Below are 18,348 nucleotides of genomic sequence, written 5' to 3'. Positions count from 1 at the left end.
TTGGTGCGCATCCTACGGGGTTATTTTTGATTTTTCCAATATGAAAAAAGGGAATCTTCATCATTCCATCATATCCTTGGCCTCATGGTTGACTTTTTTACCTTTGAGCAGCGGTTCAAGTTCATCCTGTACGCTCTGTTCCCAGAGTGGAACGTCTGTCCGATATGCTGCGCGTGCATTCAAATGCCCGGCAACCGGAGCGGTAATAAAGACAAACACAATGCCAAGAAGTACACGTGCACTAATGTAGTTGTCGAAGTACCAGAAGAAGAAAAATGTTCCGATGAGTACGCAGAACACACCGAGTGTTGTACTTTTTGTCGCAGCATGTGCCCGCAGGTAAACGTCTGGTAATCGTATTAATCCAAATGCGCTAAGTGCACTCAGTAGAGCTCCGCACAGAACGATCAGACCGATAGCTATTTCAGCGGTTCCATTAACGATCTCCTTCATTTTTGAATACCGCCCCCCGTTCAATATAACGTGCGAATGCGACCGTGCTTAGAAAAGCAAGAATACCAATCAGCAGGATGATATCCAGATAGGCCTGCGTGTGTAGCATCATGGACAGTACAGCCACAATGGCGATGACGTTAATGCCGATGGTATCCAGGGCAGTAATCCGGTCAGCCATGGAAGGACCGCGCAACACACGGTACAAGCAACCCAGGATTGCCAAGGACAGCACAAGAAGGGATATAAATAACATTGAGGATAGCATTATCGCGTCACCTCCATAATGGCTTTTTCAAACGTATTTTTGATATCATCTCTCATTTTCTGCTCATCCTTGATATCCAGCGCATGAATGAACAGCTTCCGTTGATTTCCAGATATCTCAAGTGGTAATGATCCCGGTGTCAGCGAGATGAGCAGGCATAAAAAGGTAACCTCCCAGTCGGAGGACAATTGAGTCTGATAGGTGAATATGCCGGGACTAATTTCAAGCCTGGGCTTGATAATCTGACGAATGACCTCAATACTGGCTCGTATTAATTCCTTGAACAGCAGGTAGAGCAGCTTCATGATGGCCCAGACTCGAACGATATAGAAGCGCTGAGGGAAGAAGCGCCGCATACTCCCGATTAGCAGCAGACCCAGCAGGTAACCAATAAGAAAACCAACGCCATTCCAGGCATTATTCAGAAACATCCATACAAAGGCAATGATCAGATTCAGTATGATCTGAAAGGCCATAAGCATCTACTCCTTCAATACTGCATCAATATAAATATTGGGATGCAGTAGAATGTCGCCTGCGCGGGAGGTTAGCTGAAACATTCCTTCAGCCCCCAAGCCCATGACGATAATAAATATGAACAGGATGCCGGCAGGGATTAAAAGTCCGTTTACAGCGTAAGGTCGTCTAACGATGCCTGCTGGAGGTTCGCCCCAGAAGGCCTGAATGAAAATACGCAGGACCGAGTACAGCATCAGCAGACTGGAGAGCACCGCAATTCCCGTAAGACCATATAGACCGGCCTGCAAACCACCCTCGAAGAGCAGCAGCTTACCCGGGAAACCACTGAATGGAGGAATACCAGCCAGTGCAAGTGCACTGATGAAGAACATCCATCCTAACAGCGGATAGCGTTGGAGCAATCCCCCCATGTTTTCAAGTTTAGACGTGCCCGCAACGGCAATCAGGGCACCTCCCAGCAAGAAGAGCAGCGTTTTGATCAACATGTCATGTAGCATATAGAAGAGTAGGCCTTCCAGTGCCTGACGACTTGCAGCAGCCATGCCGAATGCCACAAACCCGACACCTGCAACCACGTTATAGACCAAAATTTTGTTCACGTCACGATAGGAGATGGCGCCAATGACCCCGAGGATCATGGTTGCGCCAGCCATCCAACCAATTAGTGCATTGAAGAAATCCGGATCATGATAAAAAATGAGTGTGAATGTGCGCACAATCGCATATAGCCCTACTTTGGTCAGCAATCCGGCAAACAATGCCGTTACTACTGCAGGGGGAGCTGCATAGGAGCCTGACAGCCAGAAGAAGAGAAACAGGCCGGCTTTGATGCTGAACACAATGAGAAACAGGACAGCAATCAGGGTAACTACACCACTCTGACCCACTTCGGCAATCCGATTGGACAAGTCCGCCATATTCAGTGTGCCTGTTATCGAATAGAGGAAGCCGATGGAGGCGACGAATAAGGCGGAAGAAACAATGTTGATCAGAACATACTTAATCGTTTCGCGAAGCTGTCTTTCCGTTCCTCCCAGCACAATTAGCGCATAGGAAGAGATCAGCATCAGTTCAAAACAGACAAAGAGGTTAAACAGGTCGCCTGTCAGAAAAGAACCGTTCACGCCTGCAATGAGAAAGTGAAAGAAGACGTAAAAATGATGTTCTTCCCTCTCTTTGTTGATGCTTCGAAAAGCATACAGCAGACATGCTAGAGCAATGATGGAAGCAGCCACAACGAGCAACGCAGATACCATATCAGCTACCAGAACGATACCGTAAGGCGGGGCCCAGCCGCCCATATTAAGGGTCTGTACGCCCGAACTGGCAACCTGTGTAATTAATACGGTTGAGGCAGCGGCAGTCAACAGCGTCCCCATGACACTGACGATGCGCTGAATGCGGACTTTGCGGAAAAACAGTATGGTAATCACACCTGTGATCAGCGGCAGCAGCAAAGGCAGAACCACAAGATTATTCATATGGACGCCCCCTTACTTCTTCCATGTCGTCTGTTCTCAATTTTAGATAAGAGCGATAGGACAGAACAAAGAAGAAAGCGGTTAGCCCGAAATTGATGACAATGGAAGTCAGAATCAGCGCTTGAGGCAGCGGATCGACATAGCTACCTGCCTTTTCTCCCAGCAAGGGAGGGGCACCTGTTTTAAGGCGAGACATCGTAATCAGCAGCAGATGCACCCCATGCGTGAGAATGGACATACCTAATACGATTCGGAGCAGGCTCCGTGACAAGATTAAAAAGACGGCGACGGCAAACAGTATACCAACGGCAACGCACATCAATATTTCCATATCAGCGATCCTCCCCGATCTGTAGAATGATGGTCATGGTGACGCCAAGGACAGCGATATATACGCCGAGATCAAACAGCATCGCGGTAGCAAGCTCTGTCTCTCCCAGCAAAGGAAGTTCGAAATATCCGAAGGTCTGGCTGAGGAAGGGAGCTCCGAATAAAAAGGAACCTGCCCCTGTCAACAGGGCAATAGCCAATCCAACAGCCGTTAACGTACGAAAATCGATTGGCAGCGCCTTGCGTACCGTATCCGTACTGAACGCAAGAGCAATCAGGACCAGTGCAGCAGCCGTGACCAATCCGCCGATGAAACCGCCGCCTGGGTTATGATGTCCTGCGAAGAACAAATGCAGCGCAAAGGTCAGAATGATAAACACGACCACTTTGGTTGTTGTTTGCAGCAGCACATCGTTACTCTGTAAGGGAACGGTATCCCAGGTAGATGAGCTGCGTTCCTGATTGCCATATTTTTTCGTATTATCCGCTTCTTCATCCAGATTATCGTTATCTTTGGTTTCTTCTTTTTTGCGGAATTTCAATCGTGCTCCGAGATCCTTGGCTTCAAGATTCAGATTAATCATGGAATAGATGGATAGTGAGGCTACTCCCAGCACCATAATTTCCAGTATCGTATCAAATCCGCGGAAGTCTACGAGCAGTACATTGACGACGTTCTTGCCGCCTGCAAGGTCATAGCTCTCCTGAATGAAGAAATTGGAGATGCTCTCCAGTGAAGCTGTTCCACTTGCGGCAAGAGCTACGAAGGTCATTACGATCCCCACCGCAATAGCGACAATCATGTTCACGCTGAGATACCTGCGGCTGGACCGCCCACGTTGAAGCTCAGGCAGATGGTAGAAGCACAGCAGGAACAGCGCAACCGATACGGTCTCCACAATCATCTGGGTCAATGCCAGATCGGGTGCACGGAACAATACAAATAGCAGAGTGACCAGATACCCGACAGCACCAGTCATAATGACCGCAGAGAGTCTATTTTTCGCAAAAGGAATGGAGACTGCAGCAGCAATCAGAGCGACAAGCAGGACTGCTTCATAGAATGAGAAGGGAGCATGCCCCTTGAAATTCCAGGTAATATTTTCGCCTGAACGGAAAAAGGCATATCCGAGCAGTGCAACGGTGAACGAGAAGATGTACACCAGATAATTGCGGACAGATCCGTTCATGTAAGCTTCTGTCCATTTGCGAGCATAATGCTGCACATTATCCAGCACGACATGATAGATATTGTTAATGGTCAGGCCTTGCGGGTAATGTTCATATACATTTCTCCAGCGAGGTAACAGTTTATACAACGTGATACCAAGAATAATAACACCGATGGTCATGATTAATTCCGGTGTGATTCCGTGCCATAAGGAGAAGTGAACGTCAAAATGCTCGTTCCCCTCAAGTAGCGCTGGAAGCACGGAGGCCATCGCCGGCTTAATAAGCGATCCAGCCAGCAGATCCGGGAAGAGTCCGAAAGTAATGACAAGTACACCGAGGATGACCGGAGGAATCAGCATACCCACCGGAGCTTCATGCAGCTTCTCCGCCGGAAGCTCCGTGCGGCGGTTACCGAGGAACGTTTTGAACACGATGATCAGCGCATAGATTAAAGTAAATACACTGGCGAGCCAAGCGAGTACAGGCAATAGGATACTCCATGAACCAAGTCCGAAGATGCGCAGATGTGTCACTTCAACCATGGCTTGGAAGAACAGCTCTTTACTTAAGAAACCGTTGAAAGGCGGAATGCCTGCCATGGCAAGTGCTCCTACAAGCGCTACAGTGAACGTGATGGGCATAAAGGAAGCCAGCCCTCCGAGCTTCCGAATATCGCGTGTACCCGTTTCATGATCAACAATGCCAACGACCATAAACAGCGCTGCCTTGAAAGTTGCGTGATTGAAGAGATGAAGCAGGGCTGCTGTAATTGCAACCGTATAAACGGCAGAGGAATCGCCATAACCGAAGTAGAGTGCAGCAGAACCGACACCGAGCAGGGACATGATTAATCCAAGCTGCGAGATGGTGGAATAAGCGAGAATTGCCTTAAGGTCGTTCTTTTTCACAGCAAGGAACGATCCATAACACAAGGTCAGGAGACCTACGCCAGTGACCAGCCAGAACCAGGTTCCCTCTCCTCCAAAAATGGGAGTGAAGCGGGCTATAACGTATAAACCGGCCTTAACCATCGTGGCCGAATGCAGATATGCACTGACGGGTGTTGGAGCCTCCATCGCATCCGGCAGCCAGATGTGGAACGGGAATTGCGCGGATTTGGTAAATGCCCCGATCAGAATCAGCACCAGTGCAGGCAAAAACAATGCACTATCCTGAATCTGTCCCCATTCCGTAATGGTTGCACGGATACTAAACGTTCCAGTCATCAAATACATCATCATGAATCCCGCTAACATGGCGAACCCGCCAAACACGGTAATCAAAAACGACTTTTGTGCGCCTGAAGTGGAAGCCTTGCGTTTGTAATGAAAGGCGATTAGCAAGAATGACGTGATACTTGTAAGTTCCCAGAATCCGTACAATACAATCATGTTATCGGACAGTACAACCCCCAGCATGGCCCCCATAAACATGAGCAAATACAGGTAGAAGCGGTTCAAATCCTCTTTTTTGTCCATGTAGTAAATGGAGTAAAACACCACCAGAACTCCGATCCCGGTAATAAGTAGTGTCAACAGCAGGCTTAAGCCATCCAGATATAGATTAAATCCAATGTCAAGTGACGGAATCCAGGGCACATAACCGGATATCATATTTCGCTGAGACACGGAAGGTATGAGGCTTGCAAAATAACCGAACAAAACTGCCGGAACAATAAGAACTGGCCACCCCATATGTATTCTACGGAAAAAGCGGTTCAGCATCGTAAGCAAAATCCCCATGGCAAAAGGGAAAATAACAGCAAGATGAAGCAGGCTCAATATTACACCCCCAATTTCTAGTTGAAGTTCTCTCTGTACGACAGACATGCTGAATCATCATCTCATCATTGGATGATATGCTTGCTCTCTATATTCATAACCCAAGTATGTATATACAGAATCGTGACTATTCTTTGAATGGAAGAAACACGGTTGTTTGACGGAGCAACTTGAACCGAATAATGCAAAAGCATGTATAATAAAACAGGTCATTATTTCCGATAAAGATGAAAACGAATAGGTGACATCCCGTGTGCCCTTTACAGCATGTTTCGTGTTGAAAAAGCAAAATGGTTTCACCGATTATTGGAGGCCAACATGTCTTACAAACTCAGAACGATACTTACCGTGACCTTCGCCATATTGTCCTTGCTGGTGACATTAACGATCGGTTATATTTTCAGTCAAAAATCAGCGGTCGCTGTTGAAACCGAGATCGGTCATTCCTTGACCAGCACGGCTTCTCAAACAACAGACAAGTTGGATCGCTTCATGTGGGCGCGTTCCGGAGAACTGGATCTACTTGGCCAGATGGCTGCCCTCGAAGACCGCTTCGAACCTGCTGATATTCAGATGCTGCTGAATCAGCTACAGAATAGCTTTCCCTCATTCTCCTGGGTTGGATTCATGGATCCAAAAGGAAAAGTACTAGCCTCAACGGACGGCATATTGCGCGGTGAAGATTTGTCTGAACGACCTGTGTATCAGGAAGGAATCAAGGGTAAGTTTATTGGAGACGTACATAACGCAGTGCTTCTAGCCAAGCTGCTTCCAAACCCTACAGGAGAACCACTGCAATTTGTCGATATCAGTTTTCCCTTGAAATATAAAAATGGTGAGATTGCTGGCGTACTGGCTGCGCATTTAAGCTGGGAATGGGCTAAAGAAGTGGAGAAAGGCGTTCTTGAGCCTTTGAAATACCGGGAAAAGGACATTGAGATGTTCATTGTAAGCAAGAGAGAGCATACGGTGCTGCTTGGTCCTGAGGAATGGGTTGGAAAACCATTGAAGTTGTCCGGGATGGAAGCAGCAGAGACCAACAAGACGAGTTGGTCCATAGAGAAGTGGGCTGACGGTAAGGAATATGTTACCGGACTCGCATACAGCCAGGGTCATCTGGATTATCCCGGTCTCGGCTGGACTGTTGTCGTTCGCCAGCTCAAATCAACGGCTTTTGCTTCCGTATCCGATATGTTATGGTTCAACGTTTGGGCGGGGCTTGCAGTTACCGTATTATTTGCGCTCATTGGATGGTTGGTTTCTCGCCTAATCTCTTCGCCAATTACACGATTAACTAAAGTGGCAGACCAACTTCGTGCAGGTAATGAGGTACAGATTCCGGAAAACAGGGGGATTAAGGAGATCGAAGTGTTATGTCGCTCGCTCAGGGGCATGCTAACCGCACTTACCAATAAAGACTCGGAACTGGTTTTTATGCAGAATTTGGCCCATTACGACCAACTGACAGGTTTGCCGAACCGGACAGCGCTTGAAGTTTATCTGGAGGAATCACTTGAGACGGAGAGTACGGATCATACATTGACTTTCCTCTATCTGGATTTGGATGGATTCAAAAGTGTGAATGATACCCTCGGACACCAAACCGGAGACGTCCTGCTCCAAAAAGTGGCCCAGCGTCTGATGGCCCTCAGCCACGACAAAGGAATAACAGTTCGTTTGGGCGGTGATGAATTTCTCATCGTGCTCCGTTCCATTGGGGCTAATCCCAAAGAAGAGGCACGAGCATATGCGGATGAGATTATCCAGAGCTTGAATAAACCCTTTATCATTGAATATGAGCTGATCCACATTGGATGCAGCATCGGCGGTGCCGAGTATCCGACAAACAGCGGCAATCCGAGTGAAATTATCCGTATGGCTGATGAAGCCTTGTATGAATCGAAGCGTTCGGGCAAGAATAAAATGACATTCTATGTGGATTTGAACAAAGATCAGACTGAGCAGGATACCCATAACAAATAAGCATTTATAACGGACTGGAGGAAGATCATGTCTGGAAATTATACAACGGTTCCATACGGTTACGAACCGCCTGCAGCAAGCCGGAAAGGTACACTGATTTTCTACGATTCATTCGAGCATGTGACCAATGAACAACTTGAACATGCGGCATCCACTTCGGATACACGCGCTTTTACACAGTTGGTACTCTATCCGCTGCACGAGAGCACCGTCAAGCGCATGAGCAAGGATGGAGTGCAGCCGTACTATAGAAGAGAGGACCGCCTGCATGAGTGGAAGCGAGATCATTCCGAGTTCCGCATTAAGGTGGAGGGACTGGAAGGCAAGAGGAAGAAGTACACGCCGATTGATTCGGCTCTGCGTCATCTGACTGCTGAATATCCGGCACCTCATTTTCTGTATCTCACTTCTGAAATGGCGAATTTATTTGCATCGTTCGACTCGTTCAAGGACTGGATTACGAAACTGCGTCTCCTTATCGATGGCCAGCCGGGTACGCTTCATCCCAAGTTGGAGCAATATGCTCACCGTTGGGAATGGGCCGAGTAAGACGAATATTCTAGATGTAAAAAAGTTGTACTGCACAACCGAATTCGGTTTGCGGTACAACTTTTTTTTATGTCTCTTGTATTCACTAAACCTCAACTAGGTCAAGGGAAGTCACGGTTTTGTTTTTACCTGTCCGTTTGGCAGCGTATAGACAGGCATCCACCTCTTCAAACAGCTTTTCTTTGGTCAGCCGGGCATTGAAACTTTTGAGTCCCACACTTACGGTGATGGAATTCCCCTCCAGTTCCAAATGGCCCATCAGGGCTATTTTCTGACGAATCTGTTCCACGAGCGCGTAAGCCTGATCGAAAGACTGTTCAAACATAAGCAATGCGAATTCTTCACCGCCATAACGGGCTGCAATATCGCTTGAAGTGATGTTCTCCTGGATGACATGCGAAACTTTCTCCAGAATGATATCACCCACCCGATGTCCATAGGTGTCATTAATTGATTTGAAATCATCAATATCAATTAGTGCCAAATGAAGGCTCATACCGCTCTTGGCATACTCATATGCTTTATCGTAATAGTCTTTGAATGAGCTCTGATTATACAAATTGGTAAGCCCATCTGTTTTGGATTGCTTGGTCATAATGGCATTTCGTACAATCAGTTCCTGCTTGGCTAACATGCTGTCCTTGAGATCATCCAGTACTTCAACACCACTTGTGACAATGACCTGAGCTACATATGTACCGACAACGAGAAAGGCTGGGATGGAAACCATGTCAAAGGAAGTCAGATAGGAACGATATCCTGAATCAAACAAAACCAAAACATAACCCGTCGTTTGCATCAAACATGCGGTCCAGACCCGTTTTCTGCTAAAAAACAAAACCGAAGTGAAGATGGGCAGCAGGCTGATCGCTTGAATAATTCGAATGTCATAATTGACATGAATGATCGTCCAGGCAACAACTGTGCTGGCCGCTGACATGGCATAGAACGAAAAGGCACTGAAGCGCTGATCAATCCAACTGGCAATCAAAATGGAAGCAATGCCTGAGGCTGTGGGCCAGATTAGAACATGAATGATAAAATCCTCAGGAGTGCGATCATAATCCAGGAATAGGAAACAGCCGATCTGAACAACGAAATGTGTGATTACAACAACCCAATAAGCATGAAGCATTTTTTTGATCCATTTGGAATGCTTGAATTCATATTCTGTTGGAATATGGTTGCTATGTGTAGACAAACTCTTCATATATCACCGCTGACTGCATCATAATGGTACGACAGAATGACTCTCGTATTAGTTGATTATAAAACAGATTGTGCAAAACGCAAATGTCAATTAAATGGGTGGAAACAAAGTGACATATACGCAGAACGAAGCAGAAACTTTTCACAGGGACAAACAAATTTCGGAATGAACCTCATAGACTGATACAAGGCTCCGTCTCATACGATGATTACAATCCTTGATGAAGGAGGTGATCTCTATTCCTCTTGTCGTTCGTTCAACCGTCAACGCTACGGGAGCAATTACGTTTACAGGTAATACACTTGGTTTGAGTCGTTCTGATACGGCAGGGGTGCCAGGAACACAGGACAGTATCGGGGCATTCACGACGACCAATACGGCCTTGACTTTTGGGACATATCCAGCAGGTACGACAAGCTTGTATCAGAGCAACAGCTCAGCTGCGATACTCGTCCTTCCTGCGGGCAGTACAGTTCTATACGCAGAATTGATCTGGGGCGGAAGTTATATTAATGGCAATGTGAACCTGAGTGCAGCCATTAACAATCCGGTCACGTTTATCACCCCAGCAGGAACATCCAGCGTTACTCCTGACCCGGCGACATACAATCAATTCGATCTGGGGAACGGCGCCGCCGGATATGTGCGTTCTGCCAATGTTACGTCGCTTGTACAAAGTGGGGGAGCGGGTACATATATCACCGGAGCGGTTGTGGGAACGATCGTTATCAACAATGATGCCACGGCCAACCATGCAGGCTGGACACTAGGAGTTATTTATCAAAATCCGAACCTGCCATTCCGTAACATGTCACTGCGGGCTGGCGGAGTACTTGTCCAATCGACTTCAGCACCGGTGGTTACCACACTGACAGGATTTGCGACTCCGATCTCTGGCACGCTCGGAGGAAGAGCGCTGTTCAGTGCGCAGGAAGGTGACGCGAATCGCACCGGAGACCAGGCGTTATTTGGACCAACGTCGGCGACTTCGGTTGCTTTGTCGGGGCCTAACAACCTGGCAGCCAACTTTTTTGCATCCCAAATTAACGGAGACACCGGAGCACTCAACACGACAGGAACCTTTGGAACCCGGAACCAGATCAACGGTGCACCAGGCTCTAACATTTCTGGCGGACGACAGGGCTGGGACATAACCAATGTGGATGTGTCAGCCAGACTGATCAACAATCAATCTTCAGCCGTGTTGACGTTAACAACATCCGGAGATGCATACATCGTTAACGGCAATGCCATTCAGGTTGATATTAATGCACCAAGAATTACCGTATCGAAGGGATCAACGGCCACCGGTGCGGTAGCAGGGGATAGTATTCTCTATACGGTTACGGTTGCCAACGCAGGTACGGCCAGCGCCGCCAGTGTAGTGCTATCAGACTCGTTGCCTGCTGGACTAACTTTTATTCCTGGGAGCGTCACAGTTGCAGGTGTATCCCGTCCAACACTGGATATAACCGCAGGCATTCCGCTGGGTTCATTAGCCCTGTCCAGCAGTATTGTTGTAACCTACCGGGCACTTATCGGACAGGATGCAAGCATCTTGCAGCTTGTGAATTCGGCCAATGCGGCTTTTACGTTTCAGAGTGTGGCAGGAGGTCCGACCATAACAGGCGTAATTCCCTCCAACAGCTCCACACTTCCTGTATATTCACCGAACCTGTCCATTGTGAAGTCAGGGAGTACCACCAACGCCACGGTAGGTGACACGGTAACGTACACGCTTCAGGTAAACAACGGAGGGAATGTTGCGGCTAACGTCACATTGACGGATAACATTCCAAGTGGTAGTTCGTATGTAGCCGGCAGCTTCCGCCTGAACGGAAACGTAATAGCAGGTGCCAATCCGGCAACTGGTGTGAATTTGGGAAGTCTTGCTGCAGGCAGCGCGAATACTGTCACCTTTCAAGTGCTCGTCACAAGCTTGCCTACACCGCCAACCCTTGTGGATCAGGCTACCGCTTCATATTCCTTCAACTCGCCTGACGGACGGACCATAACAGGAACAGTAGCATCGAACACCTTGACAATACCGGTGACATTACCCAATGTAACCGCGGTTAAATCCGCTTCCGTCAGTGATGTAGCCGTAGGGGAGACTTTCACCTACACCGTGGTTACCACGAACGGCGGCATTCAGCCGATTAACAATGTGATTCTTACGGATTCTCTCCCTGCAGGAACCACTTTTGTTCCAGGTAGTGTGACCGTAAGGGGAGCCGTCGTAGCATCGGCTAATCCGAACAGTGGCATATCTGTTGGAACATTGACTGCCGGAAGTTCCGCGACGGTGACCTTTCAGGTTACGGTTCAATCCTTACCCGCATCAGGTTCTCTGCTTAATCGGGCTTCTGTGTCCTATAGTTCAGGTGCATTTACGGGCATATCCAACTCCAATTCGATTACTACTCCGGTGTACCAGCCAATCATTGCGATCAACAAGTCGGCGAGTCAAACGAATGCGACGCTGGGAGATCAGCTTGCTTATACACTGGTGGTGACAAACAGCGGAAACATAGCAGCTCAAGTTACGGTAACCGATACCATTCCTGCTGGACTGACGTTTGTTCCGAATTCCGTAACGGTGAATGGTACTGCGCGTCCGGGAACCAGCCCACTAACCGGAATAACGCTGGGCAGTCTTTCGCCAGGAGCCACGGCAACGGTAGTGTTCCGCGCTACACTGAGTACACTTCCATCTCCGCCGACCCTGGAGAATCAGGGTACTGCAACTTATACGTACCAGCTTCCGAGCGGACGTAATCTCTCAGGCGCCAGTCAGTCGAATATTGTTCGCATACCTGCATCTGCCCCCAACATCTCAATTAGCAAAACCGTAAATACACCAGATGCGACTGTAGGTGACATTCTTACCTATACCGTTATTGCAACCAATGCGGGAGTTAGTGCGGTCCAAAATCTGGTGATCTCGGATACGCCGACCGGCTCGGAGTTTGTGCCAGGCAGTGTCACCATTAATGGAACAGCTGCTGGAAGTGCAAGTCCGGTCTCGGGCATTGCTATCGGAACTTTGAACAGCTCAAGCAGTGTCACCGTGACATACCAGACCAGAGTTACATCTGTTCCTTCCACAGGAACAGTAACGAACCGTGCTAGCGCAGCATTTACGTCAGGCAGTTTTAATGGGGTCTCATCATCGATCACGGTTAGTACACCTATATTTCAGCCCGTCATCCAAGTGGTGAAATCAGCAAGTACAACCAACTTGACGGTGGGGGATACCTTTAATTACAGCATTCAGATTAACAACACAGGTAACATTGCGGCCTCGGTTACCTTGACGGATCCTATTCCTGCTGGAGCTGTTTTCAGTACGAACAGTGTCATTATTAATGGGGTCCCTACACCTGGTGTAAGTCCGGCAACAGGGATTAGTTTGGGATCCATTGCAGCTAACTCAAGCACAACGGTTACTTTTGTCGCAACGGTCACGAGCTTGCCAGATTCAAGACAGTTGACTAACCAGGCGGTCGCTTCATTCTCCTACACACTTCCAAGTGGAAGAACGATTGCCGGATTCTCGTCATCCAACACCATCTCGATTCCTGTCTCTCTGCCCAATGTAACGATTGTTAACAGTGACAATGTAGAGTACGGCGTAGTCGGGGATGTCATCAGATACACATCTGTTATCCGCAACAACGGAACCGTAGCAGTTAACAATGTGGTATATGTCAACCCTCTTCCTCCGAATACCCCATTTGTACCCGGAAGCGTCATTGTGAACGGGACTTCATTCCCGCTCTCCAATCCGACCGCCGGCATTCCAATCGGTACTTTGGCTCCAGGAGCTGAGGTTACCGTAACTTTTGAGGTGACGATTACCATGCCGATCCCTTCGCAGATTAATAACCAGTCGACGGTCAGCTTCACATCCGGTTCATTTTCGGGGTCATCATCGTCCAATACGACACAGACTCCGGTTATCCAACCGCAGATTTCACTCGTCAAAACGGCCAATACAGTTAATGCCACCGTTGGTGATACGGTTGTATACACGGTGACTGTAAGCAACACGGGCAATTTACAGGCCAATGTTACCGTCACAGATACGATTCCTGCTGCGACTTCTTTTGTAGCCAACAGTGTTGTGGTATCAGGTGTGCCACAGCCTGGAGCGACGCCGGGAACGGGTATTCCGGTAGGCATTGTTGCTGCTGGGGCAACAGCGGTTGTCACGTTCGCTGTTGTCGTGGATACACTTCCGTCTCCACAGCAGCTCAGCAACTTTGCTACGTCTTCCTTTACCTTTACACCTCCTGACGGACGAACGCTAACAGGAACAGCCACTTCCAATACACTGACGTTTCCGGTCTCATCTCCAAACGTTGCCGTTGTTAAGAGTACACCTTCAACTGCGGCTGCCGTAGGTGATACCGTCACTTACTCCATTCAAGTAACGAACAGCGGTATAGCACCGGTAAATAATATTCAGTTTTCGGATCCGATTCCTGCCGGAGCCTCCTTTGTCACAGGCAGTGTGACGGTGAATGGCGTGGCACAACCTGCAGCCAACCCGGCAGGAGGTATATCACTCGGCACACTTGCTCCAGGAACGTCCGCAACCGTAACTTTCAGCATTCGGGTGGATGCGATACCGCCAAGCGGCCAGCTGAGTAATCGATCCACAGTAAGTTTCACTTCAGGGGCATTCTCAAGTACGACGTTTTCCAATACAGTGGTCACGCCGGTGTTCCAGCCCATTCTCTCTGCAACCAAGACGGCAAGCACACAGAACGCTACCGTAGGTGATACCGTTAGCTACACGGTCACTGTCTCCAACACGGGTAACTATGGGGCCCAGATTAACTTGACGGACAATATCCCGGCGGGAACCATTCTCGTTCCGAACAGTGTCATTGTGAATGGCCAGCCACTGCCAGCCGCCAATCCAGCCACAGGCATTTCGGCAGGCACTGTCGCTGCCGGTGCGACAACAACCATTACCTTTTCCGTGGTTATTGATACCTTGCCGTCTCCGCAGCAGCTGGTGAATCAGGCTTCGGTCGCTCTGTCCTTCATATTGCCGGACGGTCGGACGATTACAGGCTCTGTTCTGTCCAATGTACTTACCATTACCGTGTCGGCTCCGGATGTAGATGTGGTGAAATCCACGACATCAACAGCGGTATCCGTTGGTGATATTGTGACATACAGCGTAGCAGTGACAAATAACGGAATTGCGACGGTCAATAATGTAGTCTTCACGGACCCGATTCCGGCAAGCACCGTTCTTGCACCGACCGGCGTATTTGTGGATGGGGTTCTCCGTCCTGGTGCTAACCCCTCAACGGGAATTACCATTGGTTCCATCGCACCTGGTGCTACCGTGACCGTTGTTTTTAGTGTGCAGGTTACAGCTCTCCCTGCAAGTGCGGTTTTGAACAATCAATCCACGGTCAGCTTTACATCAGGGGCGTTCTCAGCCACCACTTTCTCCAATACGGTCACAACACCGGTGTTCCAGCCGATTCTGACTGCGGTCAAAACAGGAGATCAGGCGATAGCCACGGTAGGGGATACCGTTGTGTACAGCATCGCCATCTCCAATGCCGGGAACTACGGAGCCTCCATTACATTGACCGATACGATCCCTGCTGGAACCGAACTTGTACCCAATAGCGTTATCGTCAATGGTGCATCTGTACCGGGTGCCGATCCGGCTTCGGGAATTCCGCTGGGCGTCGTTTCAACAACAACCATGGTCATGTTCTCAGTTGTCATTGTCACACTTCCATTGAGTCAATCCATTACGAATCAGGCTTCTGCAACTTTTACGTATACGCTGCCAGACGGAAGAACATTGGGAGGCAGTCTAACATCCAATTCCCTTATCATTCAGGTATCAGCTCCGGATGTGAGCGTAACGAAGACAACAACGGCGGTAGATGCAGTGGTTGGCGACACGATCGTATACCAAATGGTTGTAACCAATAACGGGATAGATCCCGTTAACAATGTGGTGTTAACCGATCCCATCGATCCAGCCACCACATTTGTCGCCGGAAGTGTCCTGGTGGACGGTGTTCCGCGTACATCGGCTAACCCAGCGCTGGGCATCGCCATTGGAACACTGGCTCCAGGAGCCTCAGCAGCAATATCCTATGCAGTGCGAGTCAATACGCTGCCTACACCACCTGTTGTGAGCAGTCAGTCTGCCGTAAGTTTCACATCGGGTGTCTTCTCGGGTGCTTCATACTCGAATATCGTGGTAACACCGATTTATCAACCAATTATCGCTGTAACCAAAACCGCAAGTACGTCCAATGCAACAATTGGTGATACCATTGTCTACTCTTTCTCCATTAACAACAGTGGAAATCTGGCTGCCAATCTGACATTGACAGATAATATTCCGGATGGGGCTGTGCTTCTTCCGAACAGTGTATTGATTGATGGTGTTCCGCAGCCAGGAGCCAACCCGGAAACAGGCATTGTTGTAGGTACCATACCGCCAGGGGGATCTGTTAATGTGACCGTCACCCTTGAGGTTACTGTGGATTCACTGCCGCAGAATCAGCAGCTGGTGAATCAGGCCGTGGCCAATTATACGTTCAGTCCGCCGGATGGCCGTCAGTTGACGGGTACGGTGTCTTCCAACGTCCTTGTGATTCCAGTATCTGCACCTAATGTGACTGTTGTCAAAAGTACAGACGCCATTGATGCTGTTGTCGGTGATGTAATAACTTATACGGTTGTTGTTACAAACGCTGGTATAGAAGTGGTCAATAATGTGGTCATGGTTGACCCTGTACCGGTAGGAACGGTGTTTGTACCGGGAAGTGTAACGGTAGATGGAGTGGCAAGACCAACCGGCAATCCAAATACGGGAATAACGCTCGGCTCGATTGCTGCTGGTGCTTCGGTTACCGTGACATTCAGAGTAGAGGTCGTGGTGATATGAGCCAAACTTCCGGTCCGTTGTCCCACTGGCTACAGAATCAGTCACTGGTTCGATTCAGCTCGGGTACGACTGAACTGGAACAGGTGGCCTACTCTAATACCGTTGTTACACCATGGGTTGGACCCAAGCTTGAAGTGAGAAAAGAAGCCAATGTCACTGTTGCTGCACTGGGACAGTCGCTAACTTACCAGATTGAGATTACGAATACCGGTAACCGAACCGCCATCGTGTACGTAGTGGATCCGCTCTCGGAAGAAACGTCACTGCTTCCGAATAGTGTACTTCGTGATGGAATTCCATTACCCGGTGCTTCACCTCAGCTTGGGCTGCCTCCTGCAGAGGTTACGCCGGGAGCTACACTGCGCTATCACTTTCAAGTTTCCATCGTGCGATTACCTCCGACATTGAAGCTGCTCAATCAGGCGCAGGTAGACTATGAATTTCTAACTCCAGAAGGCAGGACAGTTACAGGCCGAGAATTTTCCAATACGGTTGAGGTCACTCTGGCCTCATCCCGTTTGGAGGTGTCCCTTCAGACGGATCATATCCAGACCTTTTCAGGCGATATTGTTTTGTACAGTGTTATTGTGAGCAATCCGGGGTTTTTGACAGCTACAGGTGCCAGGGTTACCATCGCTTTGTCCCCGGGCCTTGTGTTTATTCCCGCAAGTGTTGTGATCAATGGAATGTTCGCCCCCCAGATGACTCCGGATTCTGGCATAGAGATCGGTGATATTGAGCCCGGAAGTTCAATACGTATTCAATATCGGGTCCAGGTTGTTTCGGTAAGAGATGCTGAAAGTATTCCAACTCAGGCGGTGCTGGAGTATACTTCTGCTGGCAAGCAGGAGATCGTTTATTCAAACGAAGTTACCCTTGAAGTCATTCAGCCTTTTATTTCGATTCAGAAAAGGGTGCATCCGGTAGTTGCCTCAGTCGATGACACCATACGATATGACATTACCATTGCGAATGAAAGCAATTATGCGGTGGATGCCAAGGTATCGGATTCATTGCCAGCTGGCATGACTTTTGTGGAAGGGAGCCTCAGCTGGAATGGAGTCAAGCGGCCTGGGGCCAATCCGGTCAAAGGAGTTAGCCTGGGGACATTGACTGCACGATCTGTCATCAACATTCAATTTGAAGCAAGAATTAATGAACACGTGACTGCGAGGTCTGACCCATTCGAGCTGGTTAACCAGGCGCGGCTCTTGTATACGTATCGCATGCCGGATTCACGAACGGTGCAGCGCATGGCCGCTTCCAACGAAGCAACGGTTTACCTGAAAAGCCCGATGATCAAGGTTCACGTTGAAGTGAACCCCAATTTAGTCGAGCAGGGAGGATCCGTTGTTTTTCAGGTCCGGGTCGAGAATACAGGTTCCCTGTCTGCACGTGTACAATTGACAGGCGTTCTTCCAACGGGAGCCAAATGGCGCGGTCAGGCGGAAGGTCAGGTTCAATGGAACATACCCGAATACTCTTCGCCGAGGTATCTGCATCTGGGAGAACTGGCCCCGGGTGCGGAGAAAAATATCTCCTATGTAGCGCAGCTATCTCCAGAGGAGACGGGAACGCTGAATGGTTTCCTGACTGCCCTGTATACCTATGAACTGAACGGACAGAGACGAAGCGGTGAAGCTCGATCGAACGAGTACACGATTGTTATCGAATACCGTGAAGAATAGGGTCAATCAGCT

11 protein-coding genes are annotated in these 18,348 nt (G+C 48.8%); 4 read left to right on the top strand and 7 right to left on the bottom strand.

Going from position 1 to position 18,348, the window contains the following annotated elements; all coding sequences use genetic code 11:
* Positions 1-60: 60 nt before the first annotated feature.
* The 6 genes from mnhG to MH144_RS06615 are packed head-to-tail and all read right to left on the bottom strand — an operon-like array spanning position 61 to position 5,966.
* Positions 61-453 carry a monovalent cation/H(+) antiporter subunit G gene (mnhG, locus tag MH144_RS06640; RefSeq protein WP_110822468.1) on the bottom strand — a complete coding sequence of 131 codons (393 nt, stop codon included), beginning with the start codon at positions 451-453 and terminating at the stop codon, positions 61-63.
* Positions 437-721 (bottom strand): Na(+)/H(+) antiporter subunit F1, encoded by a 285-nt coding sequence (locus MH144_RS06635; protein WP_095287537.1) that lies wholly within the window; start codon positions 719-721, stop codon positions 437-439. Before MH144_RS06635 ends, mnhG begins: the two co-directional genes overlap by 17 nt.
* Complete coding sequence (locus MH144_RS06630) at positions 721-1,197, bottom strand: Na+/H+ antiporter subunit E (protein WP_239298569.1); 477 nt, start codon at positions 1,195-1,197, stop codon at positions 721-723. Before MH144_RS06630 ends, MH144_RS06635 begins: the two co-directional genes overlap by 1 nt.
* Before the next feature lie 6 nt (positions 1,198-1,203).
* Positions 1,204-2,682: a Na+/H+ antiporter subunit D gene (locus MH144_RS06625; RefSeq protein ID WP_239298567.1), complete on the bottom strand. Its 1,479-nt coding sequence runs from the start codon at positions 2,680-2,682 to the stop codon at positions 1,204-1,206.
* Positions 2,675-3,013 carry a Na(+)/H(+) antiporter subunit C gene (locus MH144_RS06620; protein ID WP_239298565.1) on the bottom strand — a complete coding sequence of 113 codons (339 nt, stop codon included), beginning with the start codon at positions 3,011-3,013 and terminating at the stop codon, positions 2,675-2,677. The genes MH144_RS06625 and MH144_RS06620 overlap by 8 nt, the downstream gene beginning before the upstream one ends.
* Position 3,014: 1 nt before the next feature.
* Positions 3,015-5,966 carry a Na+/H+ antiporter subunit A gene (locus tag MH144_RS06615; protein WP_239298562.1) on the bottom strand — a complete coding sequence of 984 codons (2,952 nt, stop codon included), beginning with the start codon at positions 5,964-5,966 and terminating at the stop codon, positions 3,015-3,017.
* A 318-nt stretch (positions 5,967-6,284) separates the two neighbouring features.
* On the opposite strand from MH144_RS06615, the gene MH144_RS06610 reads away from it, so the two are divergent.
* Together MH144_RS06610 and MH144_RS06605 are read left to right on the top strand one after the other, a co-directional pair.
* The gene (locus MH144_RS06610; RefSeq protein WP_239298560.1) at positions 6,285-7,949 is read left to right on the top strand and encodes a diguanylate cyclase domain-containing protein; all 1,665 of its coding nucleotides are present in this window, start codon (positions 6,285-6,287) and stop codon (positions 7,947-7,949) included.
* A gap of 27 nt (positions 7,950-7,976) precedes the next feature.
* Complete coding sequence (locus MH144_RS06605; protein WP_239298558.1) at positions 7,977-8,498, top strand: hypothetical protein; 522 nt, start codon at positions 7,977-7,979, stop codon at positions 8,496-8,498.
* Between the two features lie 85 nt (positions 8,499-8,583).
* Here MH144_RS06605 and MH144_RS06600 read toward each other — a convergent pair whose 3' ends face one another.
* Positions 8,584-9,708 carry a GGDEF domain-containing protein gene (locus MH144_RS06600; RefSeq protein WP_239298556.1) on the bottom strand — a complete coding sequence of 375 codons (1,125 nt, stop codon included), beginning with the start codon at positions 9,706-9,708 and terminating at the stop codon, positions 8,584-8,586.
* Between the two features lie 220 nt (positions 9,709-9,928).
* Here MH144_RS06600 and MH144_RS06595 point away from each other — a divergent pair, with 220 nt between their 5' ends.
* Together MH144_RS06595 and MH144_RS06590 are read left to right on the top strand one after the other, a co-directional pair.
* Positions 9,929-16,648: a DUF7507 domain-containing protein gene (locus MH144_RS06595; RefSeq protein WP_239298554.1), complete on the top strand. Its 6,720-nt coding sequence runs from the start codon at positions 9,929-9,931 to the stop codon at positions 16,646-16,648.
* A complete protein-coding gene (locus tag MH144_RS06590) occupies positions 16,645-18,336 on the top strand; it encodes a COG1361 family protein (protein ID WP_239298552.1) in 1,692 nt (563 codons plus the stop codon). The genes MH144_RS06595 and MH144_RS06590 overlap by 4 nt, the downstream gene beginning before the upstream one ends.
* The last annotated feature ends 12 nt before the right edge of the window (positions 18,337-18,348 follow it).

The organism is Paenibacillus sp. ACRRY, assembly GCF_022346995.1.
GTDB lineage: Bacteria > Bacillota > Bacilli > Paenibacillales > Paenibacillaceae > Paenibacillus.
Note: the sequence above shows the minus strand (reverse complement) of the source record. Positions and strands in the feature narration are given on the sequence as shown.

Coding starts and splice junctions, on each gene's coding strand:
- mnhG (WP_110822468.1), bottom strand. CDS start 453: ATGAAGGAGATCGTTAATGGAACCGCTGAAATAGCTATCGGTCTGATC.
- MH144_RS06635 (WP_095287537.1), bottom strand. CDS start 721: ATGCTATCCTCAATGTTATTTATATCCCTTCTTGTGCTGTCCTTGGCA.
- MH144_RS06630 (WP_239298569.1), bottom strand. CDS start 1,197: ATGGCCTTTCAGATCATACTGAATCTGATCATTGCCTTTGTATGGATG.
- MH144_RS06625 (WP_239298567.1), bottom strand. CDS start 2,682: ATGAATAATCTTGTGGTTCTGCCTTTGCTGCTGCCGCTGATCACAGGT.
- MH144_RS06620 (WP_239298565.1), bottom strand. CDS start 3,013: ATGGAAATATTGATGTGCGTTGCCGTTGGTATACTGTTTGCCGTCGCC.
- MH144_RS06610 (WP_239298560.1), top strand. CDS start 6,285: ATGTCTTACAAACTCAGAACGATACTTACCGTGACCTTCGCCATATTG.
- MH144_RS06605 (WP_239298558.1), top strand. CDS start 7,977: ATGTCTGGAAATTATACAACGGTTCCATACGGTTACGAACCGCCTGCA.
- MH144_RS06600 (WP_239298556.1), bottom strand. CDS start 9,708: ATGAAGAGTTTGTCTACACATAGCAACCATATTCCAACAGAATATGAA.
- MH144_RS06595 (WP_239298554.1), top strand. CDS start 9,929: ATGAAGGAGGTGATCTCTATTCCTCTTGTCGTTCGTTCAACCGTCAAC.
- MH144_RS06590 (WP_239298552.1), top strand. CDS start 16,645: ATGAGCCAAACTTCCGGTCCGTTGTCCCACTGGCTACAGAATCAGTCA.